Annotated in this window: 15 protein-coding genes; 5 read left to right on the forward strand and 10 right to left on the reverse strand. The window is 52.4% G+C overall.

Translation table 11 applies throughout. The features are described 5' to 3' along the window. Positions 1 to 7: 7 nt before the first annotated feature. The 5 genes from CEK60_RS13685 to CEK60_RS13705 form a co-directional block, all read right to left on the reverse strand. Positions 8 to 1,507: a CoA-acylating methylmalonate-semialdehyde dehydrogenase gene (locus tag CEK60_RS13685; RefSeq protein WP_089039493.1), complete on the reverse strand. Its 1,500-nt coding sequence runs from the start codon at positions 1,505 to 1,507 to the stop codon at positions 8 to 10. Between the two features lie 217 nt (positions 1,508 to 1,724). After that, positions 1,725 to 2,990, reverse strand: a complete 1,266-nt coding sequence (locus CEK60_RS13690; protein ID WP_089039494.1) for a TRAP transporter large permease — start codon at positions 2,988 to 2,990, stop codon at positions 1,725 to 1,727. A gap of 28 nt (positions 2,991 to 3,018) precedes the next feature. Next, positions 3,019 to 3,582 (reverse strand): TRAP transporter small permease, encoded by a 564-nt coding sequence (locus CEK60_RS13695; RefSeq protein ID WP_089039495.1) that lies wholly within the window; start codon positions 3,580 to 3,582, stop codon positions 3,019 to 3,021. Between the two features lies 1 nt (position 3,583). Then, positions 3,584 to 4,570 (reverse strand): TRAP transporter substrate-binding protein, encoded by a 987-nt coding sequence (locus CEK60_RS13700; RefSeq protein WP_089039496.1) that lies wholly within the window; start codon positions 4,568 to 4,570, stop codon positions 3,584 to 3,586. 127 nt (positions 4,571 to 4,697) lie between these two features. Further along, positions 4,698 to 5,405 carry a DUF3581 family protein gene (locus CEK60_RS13705; protein ID WP_089039497.1) on the reverse strand — a complete coding sequence of 236 codons (708 nt, stop codon included), beginning with the start codon at positions 5,403 to 5,405 and terminating at the stop codon, positions 4,698 to 4,700. Between the two features lie 107 nt (positions 5,406 to 5,512). Between CEK60_RS13705 and CEK60_RS13710 the strand changes: the two genes are divergently transcribed. Further along, positions 5,513 to 8,476, forward strand: coding sequence for a hypothetical protein (locus tag CEK60_RS13710; protein WP_089039498.1), 2,964 nt, complete (start codon positions 5,513 to 5,515; stop codon positions 8,474 to 8,476). Between the two features lie 73 nt (positions 8,477 to 8,549). Here the strand turns inward: CEK60_RS13710 and CEK60_RS13715 are convergent, their stop codons facing one another. Continuing rightward, positions 8,550 to 9,266: a trimeric intracellular cation channel family protein gene (locus CEK60_RS13715; RefSeq protein WP_089039499.1), complete on the reverse strand. Its 717-nt coding sequence runs from the start codon at positions 9,264 to 9,266 to the stop codon at positions 8,550 to 8,552. A gap of 179 nt (positions 9,267 to 9,445) precedes the next feature. On the opposite strand from CEK60_RS13715, the gene CEK60_RS13720 reads away from it, so the two are divergent. The 3 genes from CEK60_RS13720 (at position 9,446) to CEK60_RS13730 (ending at position 13,100) form a co-directional block, all read left to right on the forward strand. Beyond that, positions 9,446 to 9,940 (forward strand): NfeD family protein, encoded by a 495-nt coding sequence (locus CEK60_RS13720; RefSeq protein ID WP_089039500.1) that lies wholly within the window; start codon positions 9,446 to 9,448, stop codon positions 9,938 to 9,940. A gap of 14 nt (positions 9,941 to 9,954) precedes the next feature. Beyond that, positions 9,955 to 11,004 carry an SPFH domain-containing protein gene (locus CEK60_RS13725; RefSeq protein ID WP_089040928.1) on the forward strand — a complete coding sequence of 350 codons (1,050 nt, stop codon included), beginning with the start codon at positions 9,955 to 9,957 and terminating at the stop codon, positions 11,002 to 11,004. A gap of 296 nt (positions 11,005 to 11,300) precedes the next feature. Further along, the gene (locus CEK60_RS13730) at positions 11,301 to 13,100 is read left to right on the forward strand and encodes a GGDEF domain-containing protein (protein WP_089039501.1); all 1,800 of its coding nucleotides are present in this window, start codon (positions 11,301 to 11,303) and stop codon (positions 13,098 to 13,100) included. Positions 13,101 to 13,119: 19 nt separating this feature from the next. On the opposite strand, the gene CEK60_RS13735 is transcribed toward CEK60_RS13730, so the two are convergent. The 4 genes from CEK60_RS13735 to CEK60_RS13750 form a co-directional block, all read right to left on the reverse strand. Then, positions 13,120 to 14,472: a DUF2252 domain-containing protein gene (locus CEK60_RS13735; RefSeq protein WP_089039502.1), complete on the reverse strand. Its 1,353-nt coding sequence runs from the start codon at positions 14,470 to 14,472 to the stop codon at positions 13,120 to 13,122. A gap of 81 nt (positions 14,473 to 14,553) precedes the next feature. Continuing rightward, the gene (locus CEK60_RS13740) at positions 14,554 to 14,934 is read right to left on the reverse strand and encodes a DUF1294 domain-containing protein (protein WP_089039503.1); all 381 of its coding nucleotides are present in this window, start codon (positions 14,932 to 14,934) and stop codon (positions 14,554 to 14,556) included. A 30-nt stretch (positions 14,935 to 14,964) separates the two neighbouring features. Next, positions 14,965 to 15,660 carry a 5,6-dimethylbenzimidazole synthase gene (gene bluB, locus CEK60_RS13745; protein ID WP_089039504.1) on the reverse strand — a complete coding sequence of 232 codons (696 nt, stop codon included), beginning with the start codon at positions 15,658 to 15,660 and terminating at the stop codon, positions 14,965 to 14,967. Between the two features lie 199 nt (positions 15,661 to 15,859). Next, positions 15,860 to 16,495: a glutathione S-transferase family protein gene (locus CEK60_RS13750; RefSeq protein ID WP_089039505.1), complete on the reverse strand. Its 636-nt coding sequence runs from the start codon at positions 16,493 to 16,495 to the stop codon at positions 15,860 to 15,862. Positions 16,496 to 16,682: 187 nt separating this feature from the next. Here CEK60_RS13750 and CEK60_RS13755 point away from each other — a divergent pair, with 187 nt between their 5' ends. Beyond that, positions 16,683 to 17,660 carry a helix-turn-helix transcriptional regulator gene (locus CEK60_RS13755; RefSeq protein WP_089039506.1) on the forward strand — a complete coding sequence of 326 codons (978 nt, stop codon included), beginning with the start codon at positions 16,683 to 16,685 and terminating at the stop codon, positions 17,658 to 17,660.

The raw sequence follows: 17,660 nt of genomic DNA on the forward strand, positions 1-17,660 counted from the left end.
GGTGCAATTAACTCAACGAAATAGTGCTATTAATACCGCTAGATACATTTTCTGGCTCAAACCAGCGGGCAGTGACCGTTTTGGTCTGCGTCCAGAAGGTAATTGCCTGCTTGCCATTCGGCCCCAAGTCGCCAAGCTTGGAAGCTCGCGAACCCGTAAAACTGAAGTAAGCGACGGGTACAGGGATCGGCACGTTGATACCAATCTGGCCTACGTCGATATCCGTTTCAAAGCGCCGTGCTACCCAACCTGAGTTGGTAAAGATCGACGTACCGTTGCCGTTAGGGTTAGCGTTGATAAACGCAATCGCGTCATCCAGCGTCTCCACACTGACCACGCATAGCACTGGGCCAAAAATTTCTTCCCGGTACACCGTCATATCAGCGGTCACATCGGCAAATAGAGTTGGGCCAACAAAGTTGCCGTTTGGATAGCCCTCTACCGTGCAACCACGGCCGTCCACCAGCAGCTTAGCGCCCTCTTTCTCACCCGCTGAAATCAGGCGTTCAACGCGCTCTTTCGCTTGTGGTGAGACAAGCGGCCCTAGGTCTGCATCGCGCTGAGTGCCAGGACCGACTTTCATGCTGCGCGCGCCTTCCTCAATATCTTTCAGCCACTCTCGCGCTTCACCGACTAGCACGACAACCGAGTTAGCCATGCAGCGCTGGCCAGCAGCACCAAACGCCGAGCCGAGTAGGCTATCAATCGCCTGACTGCGGTTGGCGTCCGGCATTACAACGCAGTGGTTTTTAGCTCCCATCATCGACTGCATACGCTTTCCAGCGGCGGCGGCACGGTTGTAAAGCAAGGAGCCCACATGGGTCGAGCCAATAAACGAAAGTGCTTTAATATCCTGATGGTCGGCGATTTGGTTGGCAACATCAGGACCGCCATGAACCACGTTTAAAACGCCGGCGGGGACGCCCGCTTCATGGGCAAGTTCAACCAGTCGCATGGTGGAACTAGGGTCTTGCTCAGACGGTTTCAGGACAAAGGTATTTCCCGTTGCGATGGCAAGCGGGAACATAAAACAGGGCAGCATAATCGGGAAGTTGAAGGCGGTAATGCCCGCGCCAACGCCCAGCGGCTGGTGCATGGTGTAAACATCGACTTCATTCGCGGCGTTTTCCGCCAGTTCACCCAACTGCAGCGACGTAATTGAACAAGCGTGTTCCACGACCTCTAAACCGCGCCCTACTTCACCTTCAGCGTCAGGCAAAGTTTTGCCGTGCTCTTCGGTGATTAGCGCGGCTAATTCAGCGGTATTTTCGCGTATCAGTGCCTGAAGTTTCAGCATGATGCGCATGCGCTTGCCAAGCGGCACTTTACGCCACCCTTTAAAAGCTGTTTTAGCGCTGGCAATCGCACGTTCCACCTCTTCGGCGGTACAAAATGGTACACGGGCAACCACTTCCTGAGTCGCAGGATTGACCACATCACGCCAATCCTGGCTTTGTGACATGACTGGCTGGCCATCGATATACATAGGGATTTCACGAACGGACATGACTTCCTTCCTCAACGTTGTGTTTGTTATGAGACGCAAAGATGAACCCTAGGGTATATCAGCAAGTTGACGTAAACGTCAATTAGCCACTTGATAAAGAGTTAGCCAGCTCAGCGCTGAGCAAGCAGCCAGGGGCTGATGTTCCGCCATTAAAAGGCATCATAAACGCCGTGGAGAACATCAGTTCTGCTAGAGGTTGAAATGGGTGTGATAGCGATTAACGCTGGATAAGCCCGTTGGTTAACCACGGCAACCAGGCGAGAAGAACAAGGGTCACTAACGTTGCTAGCAAAAACGGCAGCAGCGAGCGAAATATTTTAAGCGGCGACGCGCCGGTCATTGAGGAAGCGATAAACAGCCCTGCCCCTACGGGGGGCGTTAACAACCCCATTACCAGGGTTAAACACACCACTACACCAAACTGATAGGGGCTAATAGCGAATTGGCTTTGGGCAATGGGCATTAAAATCGGCACCACTAAGATTAGCGCCGCAATGCCATCAATCACCATTCCCACTAACAGCAGTGCGCCAATCACCAGTAGCAAGAACACGAAGGGGTCGCTGGTCAACGCGGCAATCCATGCGGCGGCCATTTGCGGAAGCTGCTCATAAATCACCACCCAGCCAAACACGCCAGCGGCGGCAATCAGCATAATGACCAACCCCGCATTAATCGCTGTGCGCGTTAGCACCTGGGGTAACTGGCTTAAACGCAGGTCACCGTAGACAAAGCGGCCCATGATTAAAGCCGCTAGAGAGGCCAGCGCAGCCGACTCGGTTGGCGTGGCAACCCCCCACAAAATACCGCCAATAATGATCACGGGAATGAGCAGTGCAGGCAGCCCCCAAAGCAGGTCATGAAGCGCCTGAGAGCGAGTAGGCCACTGGCCTTTAGGGTACTGCTGAACCAAACCTACCAAGGCAATCACGATAAAAAAGCTGGTTCCCAAAAGCAGCCCTGGCAACAACCCAGCAATAAACATTTCCGCAATAGGCACTTGGGCCATGACGCCAAACAACACAAACAGCATGGAAGGTGGAATAATCGGCGACAGTAGCCCACCCGCGGCGGTAATCGCTGCGCTGTAGGATTTGTCATAACCTTCCTGCTCCATTGCTGGCACCATTGCACGAGACATAATGGCAATTTGCGAGGCTGCCGAACCAATAATCGCCGCCATCATCATGTTGGCGACTAAATTGATATAGGCGAGTCCACCGCGAAATCCTCCTACTAAAATGCGCGCTAGAGCGATTAAACGGCGGGTTAAACCGCCTTCATTCATTAATTCGCCCGCCAACATAAATAACGGAATCGCCAGTAATCCATAGCTTTCAATGGCGCTAAACAGCTGCTGTGGATACGAATCAAACAACACCGTATTGCCTGACATCTGGATATACCACATGGCAGTCAATGCCAGCACTAGCGCAATGGGCACAGCGCCGAGCAACAGCAGCAAGAAAACAGCAATCGTCATAAACGTACCGTCAATAGGGTAAGCAGGATTAGCGTAGCGTTTTGGCGGTGGGTGCTTGGGTCGGCGTTCGCCACTGTTTGAGTGACTGGATAAGATTCGTCCAGCCATGCAGGCTAAGGGAAAATGCAAACCACGGCACAATTAACCACGCCCAGAATTTTTTAATGCCAAGCGTGGAAGTGTTTTCAGCGTAAATAAAATTGAATGTTTGCCCTTGAAAAGCACGGGTATCAAACCCCGCTTGCACCAGTGCAAGGGGCTGATACCAACGCCAACAAAGCCACGCTAACAGCAGGGCAAATAGCAGCACCATGGCATCTACCCAGACACCTATCAGTTTCCGGCCGGTTTGCGGTAGCAGATCACTCAGCAACGTGACCGCTATCCCCTGGCGGCGTTTAAACACCGTGGCGGCTATCAAAAAGGTCATCCAAATCATGGCATAAATCGCCAGCTCGCTAATCCAGTAAAGCGGGCTACCTAGCGCGCGAAACGCAATATTGGTGAGAATCAGACAGGTAACCGCCGCCGCTAAAGCAGCGGCGGCAATCTCTTCACAGCGTGCAAGCCCTGATGAAAAACGTTGCAGCATATTACTCGTCACGTAACCGGTCAGCTTCGGCGCGTAACGTTTCTAACATAGGTGCCTTAGGCGCCCAGATGTTTTCCCACTGTGCAATGGCGTCAGAGAAAAACTCAGCATCCGCTTCAACGATGTTGATATCCAAGGCGCGAATTTCCTCTTCCTGAGCGGCATCCTTCTCTTCAAAACCCACCAGCACGTTCTCTAGATGCTCAGCCATCGCAGTATCAATCAGCTCACGATCTTGTTCAGAAAGATCGCGCCATACTCGCCCAGACACGACGCCCACCATAGGGAACATCATATGGTTAGAAATCAGCAGGTTTTCCGCCTGCTCGTAGAATTTCAAAATTAAAATAGAGTCGAAATCCATATCAATGGCATCGACCTGACCGTTAGCCAGCGCGTCATACACTTCTAATAGCGGCATGGGCGCAGGGGCAGCACCCGTGGCCGTATAGAAATCCCGAATGGGCTCGAAAGGGGTAATACGTAAGCGCTGCCCCTGCAGATCGTCGGCGCTTTCAATAGGGTCACGGCTGAGCACTTGGCGCATGCCTACCATGCCGTAGCCAACGCCAATTAAGCCAACTTCTTGTGGCATTAATTCGAGTAGTTCCCCAGCCGCGTCAGAACGCAACAGCCGTGCCGCGTGATTAACGTCATCGACCAAGTAAGGCGCGTATAGTGCGCCAAAATCTGGAATACGGTTGGAAATTTCGGCAATCGTCAAGAAAGCCATATCTAACGCGCCGGTTTGCAGCTGCTGAACCATTTGCGCTTCATTGCCAAGCTGCTGAGCTGGAAAAACACTAACGCTATGCTCACCATCAGAGCGCTCGTTCAGTGTTTGGGCAAAGGCTTCTGCCTCGGTAGACCATAGATGCTGTGCGGGCGTGATAAGACCGAGACGAAAATCCCGCGCCTGAGCACTCATGGCTGAAACGGCGAGCGTAGCTGCTGCGCAGGCAAGCGTAAGCGTTTTGATACGATTCATGCAAAGCCTCTTGTATTCAGCGGAAGCGCCTAAAGCGCTTCGCGCGTTTTTTTAATTGATAGGCTTTGAGAATACCTTAGCGTTAGCGTTAATGGCACCCGCCATTACGCTAACGCAACGACACCACCTACACTGCTTCGTAAGCCGCCTTTAAGCGGTAGAACTCATCAACAATCGCTGCCATTTCAGTCGCGTCGTACTCACATAAGCCACTAACCACTAGTTTCTTCGAGCCCACCCCAACCGCTTCTCCAGCAGACTCAATCGAAAACTCAAGTAAGGCATCGGCACGCTTACCTTGAACCTCTAACGAGGAGCTTGTTAGGGCTAAGTTCGGCGAGAAACCGTCTAGACGCTCTAAGGAAAACCCCATGCTGTCGTAAATAACCAAGGGGCGCTTGGGGTTAAACATTACCCCATGCTGCTCCATCAAAGGCTTTAAGTAGTGAGGAAAATTTTTACCTGAAAACGCCACATAGCAGCGGGCAAACGCTTCAACAGCCGCTTCATCGTGAGTTACCTCTCCGCCACGCGTCACCTGCAGGTAGCACTTGCCCCCTTCATCACAGACAAGTAGATCACCATTCGCTTCTTCACTAAACTTGAGAGGAGTGTCAGCTCCCACCATATTGGTGAAGCGAAATTCCATTTGTCGCGACAACCCAAACTTCACCAGCACCAGTGTAAATAGCAGGTCTCCAGGTACGCAAAAACGGCGCGCATCTGGATTGTGAATCGGGTTGTAATCGCCGGCCACGCCTTTGGCGAAACGGCTGGCCTGCTCAGCAGAGATCACAACATACTCTCCGCGTTGCGCGTAAAAATCCTTGAACATGGCTTTGCTGCCTGCCTAGCGTTGAAATCGAAAACCCATTACGGCCCCACGACGCGCATAATGCCATAAAACACGCGCCGACAGGAGTCATCTGCAAGGAAGCCCGTATGCCAAAAGAGAGCCCTAGGTCAAAACGTCTACTCCGCCTCCTGATAATCACGCTGTTAAGCGCTTTGGTAGCGACATTAGTATGGGTACTTGGCAGTACTTGGCTGCTAAATAGTCAATGGCTACCCAAACGGCTGTCTCAGATTGAGGGGGTCGAAGTGCGCTGGACGAATGCAAACAGTCTGCATCCAGGACGCTGGGAGGTAGAGAACCTTTACTTGGCACGGGAGGACGACAGCTTACCGATATCCGTTGAAGCCCAACGTGCAACGCTTTCGCTGTCGTTACTAGCACTTCTGCGCGGCGAGTTGCACATACAGTCACTCGATGCCAACGGGCTTCGCCGCTTGACCGTAGGCGATATTGCTCTCGTGGCACAAGGCCAACTGCAGGTGGCAGATACTCAACTGAGTCGCGCTGCATTAGCCGTTCCAAGTGTGTCGTTGGATATCAGCCAAGGTCACCTAATACGCCTTAGCGACCAAGCCTCGTTAGTACAAAATATCCAGTTACGCGCAGATGCCTCCCTGGACAGTGTTACTACCGCGCAAATTCCCCGCGAAGAGCTCACCGCTGAACTGCTCAGCGCCCTGTCTGCACAACTGACCATCGCAGCGCAGGCAGATGCTTGGGATGTATTCATGCCCTACCTAGAAGCGCTGCCCTGGCTGACACTTGATGGTCACGGCAACTTAACGGGTGAACTTAACCTAAGCGATGGCAAGCTACAGCGTGGTAGCGAGCTAACCTTAAATGCCCCCGAATTGCGCTTAGCGGTGAATGAACAGCGCCTGCAACCCCGGGAAACAGACAACCTGCGTTGGTTGGTTGCAGAAACACCGCCTCCGCTCCACACCGCCATTGGCGAAGGCGCCGTGCGTTTGGCGGTAGAAGACAATGAGCTCAACTTTTCAACGCAACTCATCAATGTCGTCTTGGCGGATACCCGCCCTTATGCCTCCAATACGCAACTTCACCTAGCGACCAGCATGCCCAATCAACGCCTAGACCAGCTAGACCTGCCCACTGGCGCCTCGCTGGAACTACAGGGCGACGTCACTCGTCTGGACATGCTTGATCGCTATCTGGCACACACCTTTGACGGCCAAGGGGTTCGGCTTGAAGGTAACGGTCAAATTGAAGCTAGCGTGACGCTTCGTGACGCCAAGCCTTATGACGCCTTTTTAGCGATTCAAGCACCAACACTTGCGGCTAATTTAGTTGATTTCACGGCTCAAGGAAGCGGCTCGTTGGCCGCACAACTGTCGAACGAAGAGACGATAGACGCGACACTCACCTTCACTGACGCCACCCTTAGCCACCATCAGCGAACGTTGATGGCGGACGCGGCCATTACGTTGAATGCGCTTAGCCCACTGAACCCAGCGCTAGCGCGAGAAAACGCCACTGCCCGCCTAACCTGGCAGTCCGCGCGGTTACCCGACATTAGCGTGTTACAAACTTATCTTAAAGCCGCCCTGCCCGACCCTGCCCCATTGCAATTGCTTAGCGGCCAAGCGACTAGCCGTGGGCAGCTCGACTTCACCACCGATCAAATGCGCGGTGAGATCTTTTTAGCAGGAGAGCAACTAGCCACCCACTGGCAACACACCGAACAGAACGGCGTACTGGAAAGCGACGCACAGCTTAGGTTAGCCATTCGCCAAGCCGCTCTTGATGGCACAAGGCTTGATATCAGCGGTTCACGCCTACGCTGGCAAGTGGCGGATACGCAGTCTACCAACGAGCGACTAGAGAGTATTTTAGTGCTCAATGACGGCCGTTTTCAGCGCAGCGACAGCAACGGTGATGAGGATAAACCGCTCAGTGGCGAGTTTTCACTCGAAGGTAGCGTTCAGCGACTGGGGTTCTTAAATACCTTTTTACCCGACGCCCATGGCTTGGCAATTGCGGGTAACGGCCAACTGTTCGCTCAAGGGGCTTTTCGTAATGACCGTTTACTTGCCCCCACCCGCCTACGAGTGAATGCCAATCAGCTTGAGGTGGCATTTTTAGATTACGTCGCTACTGGGCGCGGCGAACTAACTGCCCAGCTCGACACGTCTGAGCAGGCCCAGCTTTCGTTAGGCATTCCCCACTTTGCACTTATGCGCCAGGGTGATGACCGCCCCCATTTGGAAGGCCGCCACTTTGCCCTCACGACCGAAACTGAACGTTTTAGTGACGTGCTGGAGTCGCCAGAGCCCGATTTCTTCACTACTCGCATCGCACTGCCTATTACGGAAGTGCCAGACTTCACCCGCTATAATCGTTACCTGCCTGAAAATGCCGGGGTTACCTTATTGGGCGGCCAAGCCAGCCTAACCAGTGAATGGTTATTGGATGGACTTAACGCCCAGGGAGACATGACACTACGTGCATTTGGTGCCGAACTAGCGCTACTTGATCAACAGCTTAAGGGCGATGTTGAACTACATCTGCAACTCACCGAGGGTGATTTAGAAACACGCCGCTTCAACGCCAATGACTCGTTTCTACGTCTTGAAAACGTCTTTCGGCAAAGCTCGGAAGGCACACAGGATGCTGGCTGGTGGGTGCAACTCACAATGGAAGAAGCACAGCTTGAGTGGGGAGATCCAATCAGTTTAACCAGCCAACTGCGCCTTGGCATGCGCGACACTGGGCTATTGGCCCGGCTCTTTCTCGCCCGCGCCAGACAAAGTGATTGGCTGGGACGGTTATTAAACGTGCATGACATTAACGGTAGCGCGCAGCTGCAGATCAACGGCGAACGCATACGCCTACATGACCTCACGCTTAGCGGCGGACCACTTTTGCTGCTTTCCGATGTCACCTTGGCTGAAAAAAGCGCCAATGGTGCGCTCTATGCACATCTTGGCGCACTAGGGATAGGTGTAGAGCTGATCGACAGCGAACCCACGTTAAAGGTTCTGCAACCAAGACGCTGGTTTGATCGCTGGCGAGAAGCAAATGCGTTTTGAAAGACAAGAAAAAGAAAGAAGCAGAGGCGAATACGCCTTCCTTTCGCGGCATCGCCAAAGGAAGGCTGCTCAGCTAACGTTTTTTACGCTCTCGCCGGATCATGCGCACCCGTTCTTTGGCTTTCTGAGGGGTCGATAGCGGTGCCGAGGCCTCATCTTGCGTTTTCGGTGGTAACGTCACCCAGGCAAATACCGGTAGCGCCAGGTGCCAGTGAATCGCCGCTAGGCGCAACCCGAGTGTCGCCGTTAATGCAGCGGCAATCGCAACGGTGAGCGGCGCCTGTAATGCATCGAGCGCCACATACACAATCCCCCCCGCCAAGGCTGCCGTGGCGTAGATCTCCTCACGGAGCACCATGGGCACCCGCTGGGCTAACACATCACGGATCATGCCCCCCGCCACGCCGGTCATCATGCCCATTAACACCGCCACAACGCCTGATGTGCCCAGCAACAGTGCTTCATGGGTGCCAATGACAGTAAATAGCGCCAGTCCAAACGCATCAGCGACAGGCAAAAAGCCCCGAGAAAGGCGATGAATATAGTGAAACCCCACCAAAGACACGCCGACTGTGGCTAATATCACCCACAAATAGGTCGGATCAGTTACCCAGAATACCGGGCGAACGCCCAACACCAGCTCTCTGAGTGTGCCGCCGCCAATACCGGTCACCGCCGCCAACACCAGCATACCGAAGGGATCCATTCGCGAACGACAGGCTAAAATCACCCCTGACAAGGCGAATACGATGACACCCGCCATATCTAACCAATAAATCACACCCGACACACGACTCTCCTTAGAGACATGCTCAGTAAGGCAAGTAGGATAGCACTCCACTGCGTATTCAGGTCATCAACGAGAGGATGAGGCCACTAAACAGTGGCTGTTACGCAGTACACAGGCCAATATACGCCGAGTAGGTTACGCTAGTGAACAGCTTCATCCATAGACTGCAAGGAGCACACATGGACTGGAACCCTGCTTATACTTGGCTGGTGATTGCTCTGCTGCTGAGTCTCGCAGAATTGACGTCTGGCGCAATGTTACTGCTTGCACTGGGAGTTGCTGCGGCGCTGACCGCGGCGGTCACAGCACTGGGATTATCACTGCCGTGGCAGTTACTTAGTATGGGAATTTTCGCGGGTGTCTTAGTGCCTTTAGGCATTATGGTTATTCGTCCGCGCTTTTCGCCCAAAGGTGTGGCCTACGGCACAACCGGCACGGGCGTTGAAAAAGGTAACCATTACAAAACACTGGTTCGCGACTTTGACAACGCCACCGGCATTAAAGTGAACGGTGATTTCTACCGTTTGCGTGTCATCGAGAGCGGTGATACCGAATTGCCACCAGGCACCCGAGTCATCTTTAAGCGATTTGAGGGTACCACGGCCTTAGTGACGCTGACACCCCCAGAAAATGCTAGCCCTCAGGATGCAATTTCCCCACGCAAGGAGCCATAAGCATGAATAACCTCATGGATTTATCAATTAGCCCAGGCCTGCTCATCAGTCTGATTATTGTCGTTATTGGCGTGCTCATCATCTCGAAAGGATTGGTCATTGTTCGCCAGTCAGAAGTGATGGTGATTGAGCGACTAGGTTCGTTTCATCGCGTACTTGAAAGCGGCATCAACATCATTATTCCGTTTATTGAACAACCACGCGCAATCACAATGCTGCGCTATCGCAAAATGGGCGAAGATTACACAGCGATTACCAGCGATGAAACACGCATCGATCGCCGTGAAACGGTCATGGACTTTCCTGGCCAGCCGGTCGTCACCACGGATAACGTCACCGTGAGAATCAATGGTGCGCTTTACTATCAAATTATCGACCCTAAACGAGCTGTCTATGAAGTAGAGAATATGAGCCAAGCAGTCGAGGTGCTGGCCAAAACCACGCTTCGCTCAGTGGTCGGTAAGATGGAACTAGATAAGCTGTTTGAGTCTCGTGCCGAAGTTAACAATGAAATCCAGGCAGCGATGGAAGAGCCCGCTTCCAAATGGGGTGTCAAAATCTCCCGGGTAGAGGTGCAGGATATCGCCATGCCAGAAGAGGTAGAGTCTGCGATGCGCCTGCAGATGGCTGCTGAACGTAAACGCCGCGCGACAGTGACAGAAGCAGAAGGTGAAAAGTCTGCAGCCATTGCAATGGCTCAAGGCCAGCGTGAGTCGGCCATTCTTAACGCCCAGGGTGATAAAGAGTCGGCGATTTTACGCGCTCAAGGTGAGCAGGAATCCATCAAACTCGTGCTTAGTGCCATCGGCGATAGCGAAGAGAACAAGCGCACCGTAGTGGGCTATTTACTTGGCCAAAGCTATATCAAAGGGCTGCCCAACATGGCGAAAGAGGGTGAGCGGGTATTCGTGCCTTACGAGTCTTCTGCTCTATTGGGCTCAATGGGCATGTTCCGTGAAATGGCAGGATCACCTGAAGATACTGTCGCTAACCATCTCAAAAATCGCAACAGCAGCGAGAGCAGTTTGCGCAGCGGCATCGTCGGCGGCGCCGCATCCACTTAAAAAGTATGATTTTAATAATACTACGCTAGTTACTATTTCTACCAATTGCGTCTATCAGCTATTCCTATCAGCGACGCAAAACCTACCAAGGCTGGGCCAACAGGGGCCCAGCTCCCTCTGTCACTCTCTAGCAACATTTAGTAACGTTGACGAAACTACCATCGCCTTAGGCATATTTTTAGTTAAACTGGGAAGAATCTTTGCTGCTTGCCTCATGTGCGCCTCAATCAACTCGCAGGCTTTGATTGAAGTACTTACTAGAAGAAGGATCATAATCAGGAGATTAGACGTTCATCATGCTGCCTCGTTGGCTTGCCATACGTCATTACACTCAGTTGCTCCTAATACTGACCACGCTTGTGATGCTTCCAAGTGGGCTTTGCGCTGCTTACCCGCCACAACCCCTGCCAAGTTGGGAGTATCGCTGGGGCGACTCTCCGCAGGATTCTAATAACCGCTTCCTATGGCTACACAGCAACCCAAGCGATTGGCAGGCGATTGATTCTCCATTTAACCCGCCTGGCCGCGAGGGGCGCGAACATCTCTGGTTACGCACAACGCTGCCCGCCGGAGACTGGAACGATCCCGTTCTCTTTATCACTAGCATGAATCTTATCGGACAGGTTTATCTAGGTGACAACCTTATTTACCAATACGGTGAGTTTGACGCTCAGGGTAAGGGGAGTTTTGCAGGTTGGCCCTGGCATATGATCGACTTACCCGATAATGCTGCCGGGCAACAACTCACTTTTCGCTTCTACTCTGACTACACCAGCATTGGTCTATGGGGCCAAGTGCAAGTGATGGAACGTAGTGATGTACTCAATCAGGTTATTCACGACTCCGCTCAAGACCTTGGCGTGAGTGCACTGGTGTTAGTGCTAGCAATTCTGGCAACTATTTTCGCGTTGATAGGGCCACAACGCCAAGGCTTTGGTGCCATTGCGCTGTTTGCCTATGCGTCAGGGTTGATGTTGCTTGCTGAAACCCCTGCTCGCCAGCTAATTTCCGAGTGCGCTCTGGGCTGGGACATGTTGCGAGCAGGCAGCTACTATACACTGCCAGTGGCATTAGGCTTATTGCTCAGCGACTGGCTGAAAGGCACGGCCAAACGCTGGATCACACGGCTATGGGTTACCCATCTGCTATACCTCGTTTTCGCCATGGGGTTAGTTCTGTTGGGCGTGATCAGCCTTTCGCTTACTTTCCCCATCTTTGATGTCATGCTAGCCATCTCGCTCCCTGTCATGTTGGTGCTAGCACTCATACGCTTTCAATGGCTGAATGTGGAACAGCGGCTACTAGTGGTGAGCTTTACTTTTTTCGCCCCACTGCTGTTAGCCGACATGGCCGTTGCCCATGGTTTTATAGCCTGGCGCAGCGTGCCATTAAGCTATGGCACATTAGCTTTCGCAGTCGCTAACGCTGCTATTTTTCTGTGGCACTATCGCCATACTCAACAACAACTTGCCCTTGCAAATGAAACTCTTGAGCAACAAGTAGCGTCCCGTACCGCTGATCTTGACCGACTCGTTCAGGAGTTAGATAGCCTATCCCGCAAAGATCCATTGACGGGCCTGCATAATCGTCGTCACTTCGACTCAGCATTTGAGCACCAGTGCCAGCGAGTACGGCAGCCTACCAGCCAACTCTCTGTACTTATGCTGGATGTGGACTATTTCAAACAGATCAACGACGATTTTGGTCATGATGCAGGAGACACTGTACTGGTGGAAATTGCACAGTTGCTGCGACAGCATCTACGCGATCTCGACGTCATCTGTCGTTTTGGTGGGGAGGAGTTTGTTGCCTTGCTGCCTGCCACATCGCGAACTGTTGCCGAATCCAGAGCAAAAGCACTGCTAATATCCATCTCGCAAACGGCATTTGCTCATCAGAATATACCGCTCCGGCAGATCACGCTTTCCTGCGGGGTGGCCACTTACCCTGATCACACCCAAGACCCCAGGAAATTGCTACGACTTGCCGACGAGGCACTTTATCAAGCAAAACACAGCGGGCGAAACCGCTGTGTTGTTTGGGAAGACTCTCTTGAAGATCAAGGCTTTTTATTCGGTAAACGGCAAACACTATGAACGTTAATGGCGTAGCTTGTTAAGCAGAATCTACCTTCAAAAAGTGCTCCACGAACACCTTATAGTCCTGAGATACGCAGTCGGCATAGGCAATTGCCAGGGTCGTCACTACCTCAATAAACTGCGCTTCGCGACCTTCTAAACGTTGGCATACCGCGTTGGCAAATGGTGCTGACTGACCACGGTGAAGCGCCTGGGCACCGCGCAAATGTTCACGTGCGAGAATTTCACCCCATTGGCGCGCTAATTTCCGGTAAGACTTCCCCCCTGAAAGCTTGTGAGTAGGCACATCTTTTTTAAACGGAGAGCGCTCCCGAACCGAAAACACTTTGCCATTCATGGTCAGCCAACCCAAGTAGGCATCGGGGTGCTCGGCAATGGCATGAAATGCCGCTGCATGGCGAATGCCTTCATTAGGAAATAGCTTTCGCCATGCCTGTTGCTGGGCTTTATTCATCAAGCCATAAGCTTCCGGCGTTACTTGTTCTTTAACATCTAATATAACGTCGTCGTGTTCATGATCCGCGCCACCCTCAATCAAAACATAATAACGCTCTACACCTAACGACCCCGTTCCCGCATCAAGTCGGCGAACGGTGTCTTTTACACGAAAGTGTTTTGGGTCACTCTCTTTGATCGGGTGCTGTAACGTCTGTTGATACTCTTGCTCAATCAAACGACGCAGCTGGCTGGCGACATCTGCTGGTAAGTTCGCAAGCTTCCCAGAGCGCTCAGCGAACATGCGCCCTTTCTGACTATCGAGGGTTGTCCATTTTTCCAGCATACGCGCCCGACTCTGCTTATCAGCGACGTTGCCCATGAAGGCCTTCAGTGGCCCCTTGGCGCTATCCAGAGTCACCGCCTCAATGGGCTGCTCTTTAGTCAGCGTATCTTTTTCATAAGTTTCTTGGCTATAAACAGCTAGCGTATGGATATACCCCTCTAACAGCTTTTTCAGCGCTTTATCCGCCGCTTTAGAACTTAACGCGGCGTTTTCACGACTATCCAGTACCACGCTGATCGCCAACCGCCATACATCGTATTGATAGTCACCTATCAACGCGTCATCGAAGTCATCCATACCGTAGCGCACTTGATCATCGTGGTGACCATAAGCGCCGAAGTTATAAACGTGCGCATCGCCCTGAAGCCACGTTTGGGTATTAAGCCATCCACCGAATAGCGCAAAGCGCCAGTCGTGCCAAACGTCTTGCCAATACAAGTGATTAGTTCCACGAAAGAATCGGTAGGGAGACACGGCCATTTTGGCGTACTTTGCTTGGCGGTGCGCGGCATTGAGCGGCGCATTCACCTGCTGAATTGCCTCAATCACTTGTTGTGGGCGGTTATGCCCGGTTAGTGCATGGCTCATCGCGTTGCCTTTATCGGTGCGTAAAAAGCAGTCTGCTATTAGCGTAGGTGATAAACGTTAACAGAATAAGTCATTCACAAATTATGCCCATGCCCAGCTAACGAGCGCCGCCAGGTTGATCAGCACCGTCATCCAGAATACACGCCTGAAAGCGCGCTTTTGTGTTTTGTGGCGAAGCCATTGCTGTGCAACCATTGCCCCTGGCCAGCCGCCTAATAGTGACAACACATGCAAGGTATTTTCGGAAATCCGCTGCGCGTTTTTTTGTGCAGCGGATTTATCTACCGCATAGGCAAGACACATCACCACACTGACCGCTAGGTAGATGAATAGCAACCACATAGGTAGCTTTTCGATGACGACCGCAACGGCCAGTAGCGCAAAAAATGTCAGCGTTATGACCAGTGACCGCCCCACAGTGCCTTTCACGTGCCGAGGTGCGCTAGCCTTTCTATTCAACATGAGTGTGTTGCTCCTTTCCTTGAGCCTCGATTATTCTAAGGCAGTTAGAAGTGGGCTTTCTGTCAACGAACCGCCCCAGCCATCACAGTGCACCAATTCAGTTAATGAAAGCCGAGAGCGCCACCCTTTTGCTTCCAGCTCGGGCTGATCTAAAAACTCGCTGACGTAGCCAAGGCAAAGATAAGCCAATGGATAAACATGTTCAGGCAACTTCAACGCCGTACTCAGTTGATCTTGATCGAGAATACTCACCCAGCCAACGCCAATGCCCTCTGCCCGCGCTGCCAGCCAGAGGTTTTGCACGGCTAAACACGTGCTGAATAGATCGGTATCCACAATGCTATTGCGCCCTAGCACATGGGGGCCTCCCCGGCTGCGGTCACAAGTAATGCAGAGGTTAATCGGACTTTCTAAAATGCCTTGTAGTTTCAAGCCCTGGTAACGCTCCTTGCGTTCTCCCTCAAACCGCTCAGCGGCTTTTTGGTTTTCTCGCTCGAACATCGCCACTATCGCCGCCCTCACCTCACGGCTTTCGATCGCAATGAAATCCCAGGGCTGCATAAAGCCTACCGAGGGAGCGTGGTGGGCTGCCTTTAAAAGCTTGGCCAGAATCTCGGGGGCAATCGGGTCGGGTAAGAACTGTGAACGCACATCACGCCGTTCATAAATAGCGCGGTATAGCCCGCGCTTCTCAGCATCTGAAAAGTGGTGACTCGGGGTACTCATTGGGTGTAAGGCCTTTGATAATACAAATATAGGTGCAGCCTACCCCAGAACTTCGCTGCGTTCATAAATAGAGCAGCAACAGAGTCAGATTCTAAAACAGCGGTGAGTCAAATGATCTGGAATACATGCTATCAACTGTCGCCTATACGCTAAAGCCCCAGCCCGCTAACATCACCGGCCAGGGCAGTAACCCAGATCGTTAGAATGAAACAGGCTTCATTTTCGTAGCCAGCTCGTCATCTATTGCATTCGCGCGTTTAGCGGCAGGCCTACTTTCCGTGCGTTCTATGTACTCTTTGAATACCTCTTTTGGCGCAATATTTTTCTGCATTATCCCCCACCAGAGATAGCTGCTGAGCACGATATCCGCTGCAGTGAATTGATCGCCACAGATATATGGCGACGTTTCCAGCGCCCTTTCCAGGGTATTAATACTGTCGTCTATATGGCCACAACCAACGGCCTGGGCGTTACTGTCATCAATGTTCCACCCATAGGCGACTGCACTGGTGGCCATTTCAAAGGGACCGGCCATGAAAAACAGCCAGCGATAGTAAGCACCGCGCTCAGGTGATTCCAGCGGCGGCGCTAGTTTTTTACTTGGAAACTGATCTGCAAGATAGGCAACGATGGCCGCCACCTCGGTGACGACGATGTTGCCATGCCTAATCGCCGGTATTTTACCCATGGGGTTAATGGCTAGGTATTCCTGGCTCTTCATCTCAGTGCCGTATTCCATGGTCTTTGTGACGTAGGAAATACCCAGTTCTTCTAGCATCCAGCGCACTACGCGGCCACGGGACATAGGGTGAGTGTAAAAAATTAGTTCTGACATGCTGATCTCCTTTTTCAGTCACTTCTTCAGTCAATGCTTCTTCCGTCAATGCTTCAGATGACGTGAGTTACTGCGAGATCAGGTTAATTTGTAAATAGGTAAGAACTTGTCCTATATAAACGCAATAATTTAATTTGTCTGCAATGCAGAATTAAGGCTTCAAAACTCGTTCCAGGAGGAAGGCCGCATGGCGAACCCCACAACACGCGTGCTTGCTGTGCTTGAATTATTGCAGGCTCATGGACAGCTGGGTGGTGCCGAACTAGCGGAACGCCTCGGCGTCGATCGGCGCACCATCCGCCGTTACATGACACTGCTGGAAGACATGGGCGTGCCGATTATGACCGAGCAGGGACGTTATGGCGGCTACCGATTAGTGGCTGGGTTTAAACTCCCCCCCATGATGTTTACCGACGAAGAGACCCTCGCGATATCCCTGGGGTTGCTAGCCGCCCACCAACTCGGCCTTACGGAGGCAGCACCCGCCATTGCCAGTGCTCAGGCGAAACTTGAGCGCGTGATGCCCGCCAACCTTAAGAGCCGCATGCGGGGTGTCAGTGATACCACTCGGGTAATCCTACCTCGGGGTGCGCCCAGCCTCGATAACCGAGCCCTTGAAACGCTGACCAAAGCCACAGAAAGCATGCGAACCGTGGGGCTTATCTACCACTCTCCACAGCAGGGACCGATAGCGCGTAGGATTGACCCCTACGGCCTGGTTTTTCAACAGGGACGCTGGTATGTCGCTGGTTTATGCCATCTTCGGGGGGCGATGCGCTCCTTTCGTCTGGATCGTATCAGCAATGTTCAGCTTCAGTGCGATACCTTTATCCGCCCAGCCAATTTCGATGCAGCAGATTTTTTAAGTGACAGTTTGTCGTCCTGGAGCCAACCCCATGAGGTGTCACTAATACTCCACACCGATCTCCCCACAGCTAATGCGGTATTCGGTTTCCAGGCTCTGTGCGCAAGCCACCTCAAACAGGTGGAAGGCGGTCTGCTCATCAATACTCAAACCGACAGCTTCGAATGGCTTGCCAGTTGGCTGGCACAGCTCCCGTTTCGGTTCACCATACTGCAGCCAACGGCGTTGAAGGATGCCTTGCGTGAACGAGCCAATGATTTACTGGCAAGTTGTGGACACTCCGTTAGCGGCGCTAGTTAA

This window comes from Halomonas sp. N3-2A (assembly GCF_002216165.1).
Classification (GTDB): Bacteria; Pseudomonadota; Gammaproteobacteria; order Pseudomonadales; family Halomonadaceae; genus Vreelandella.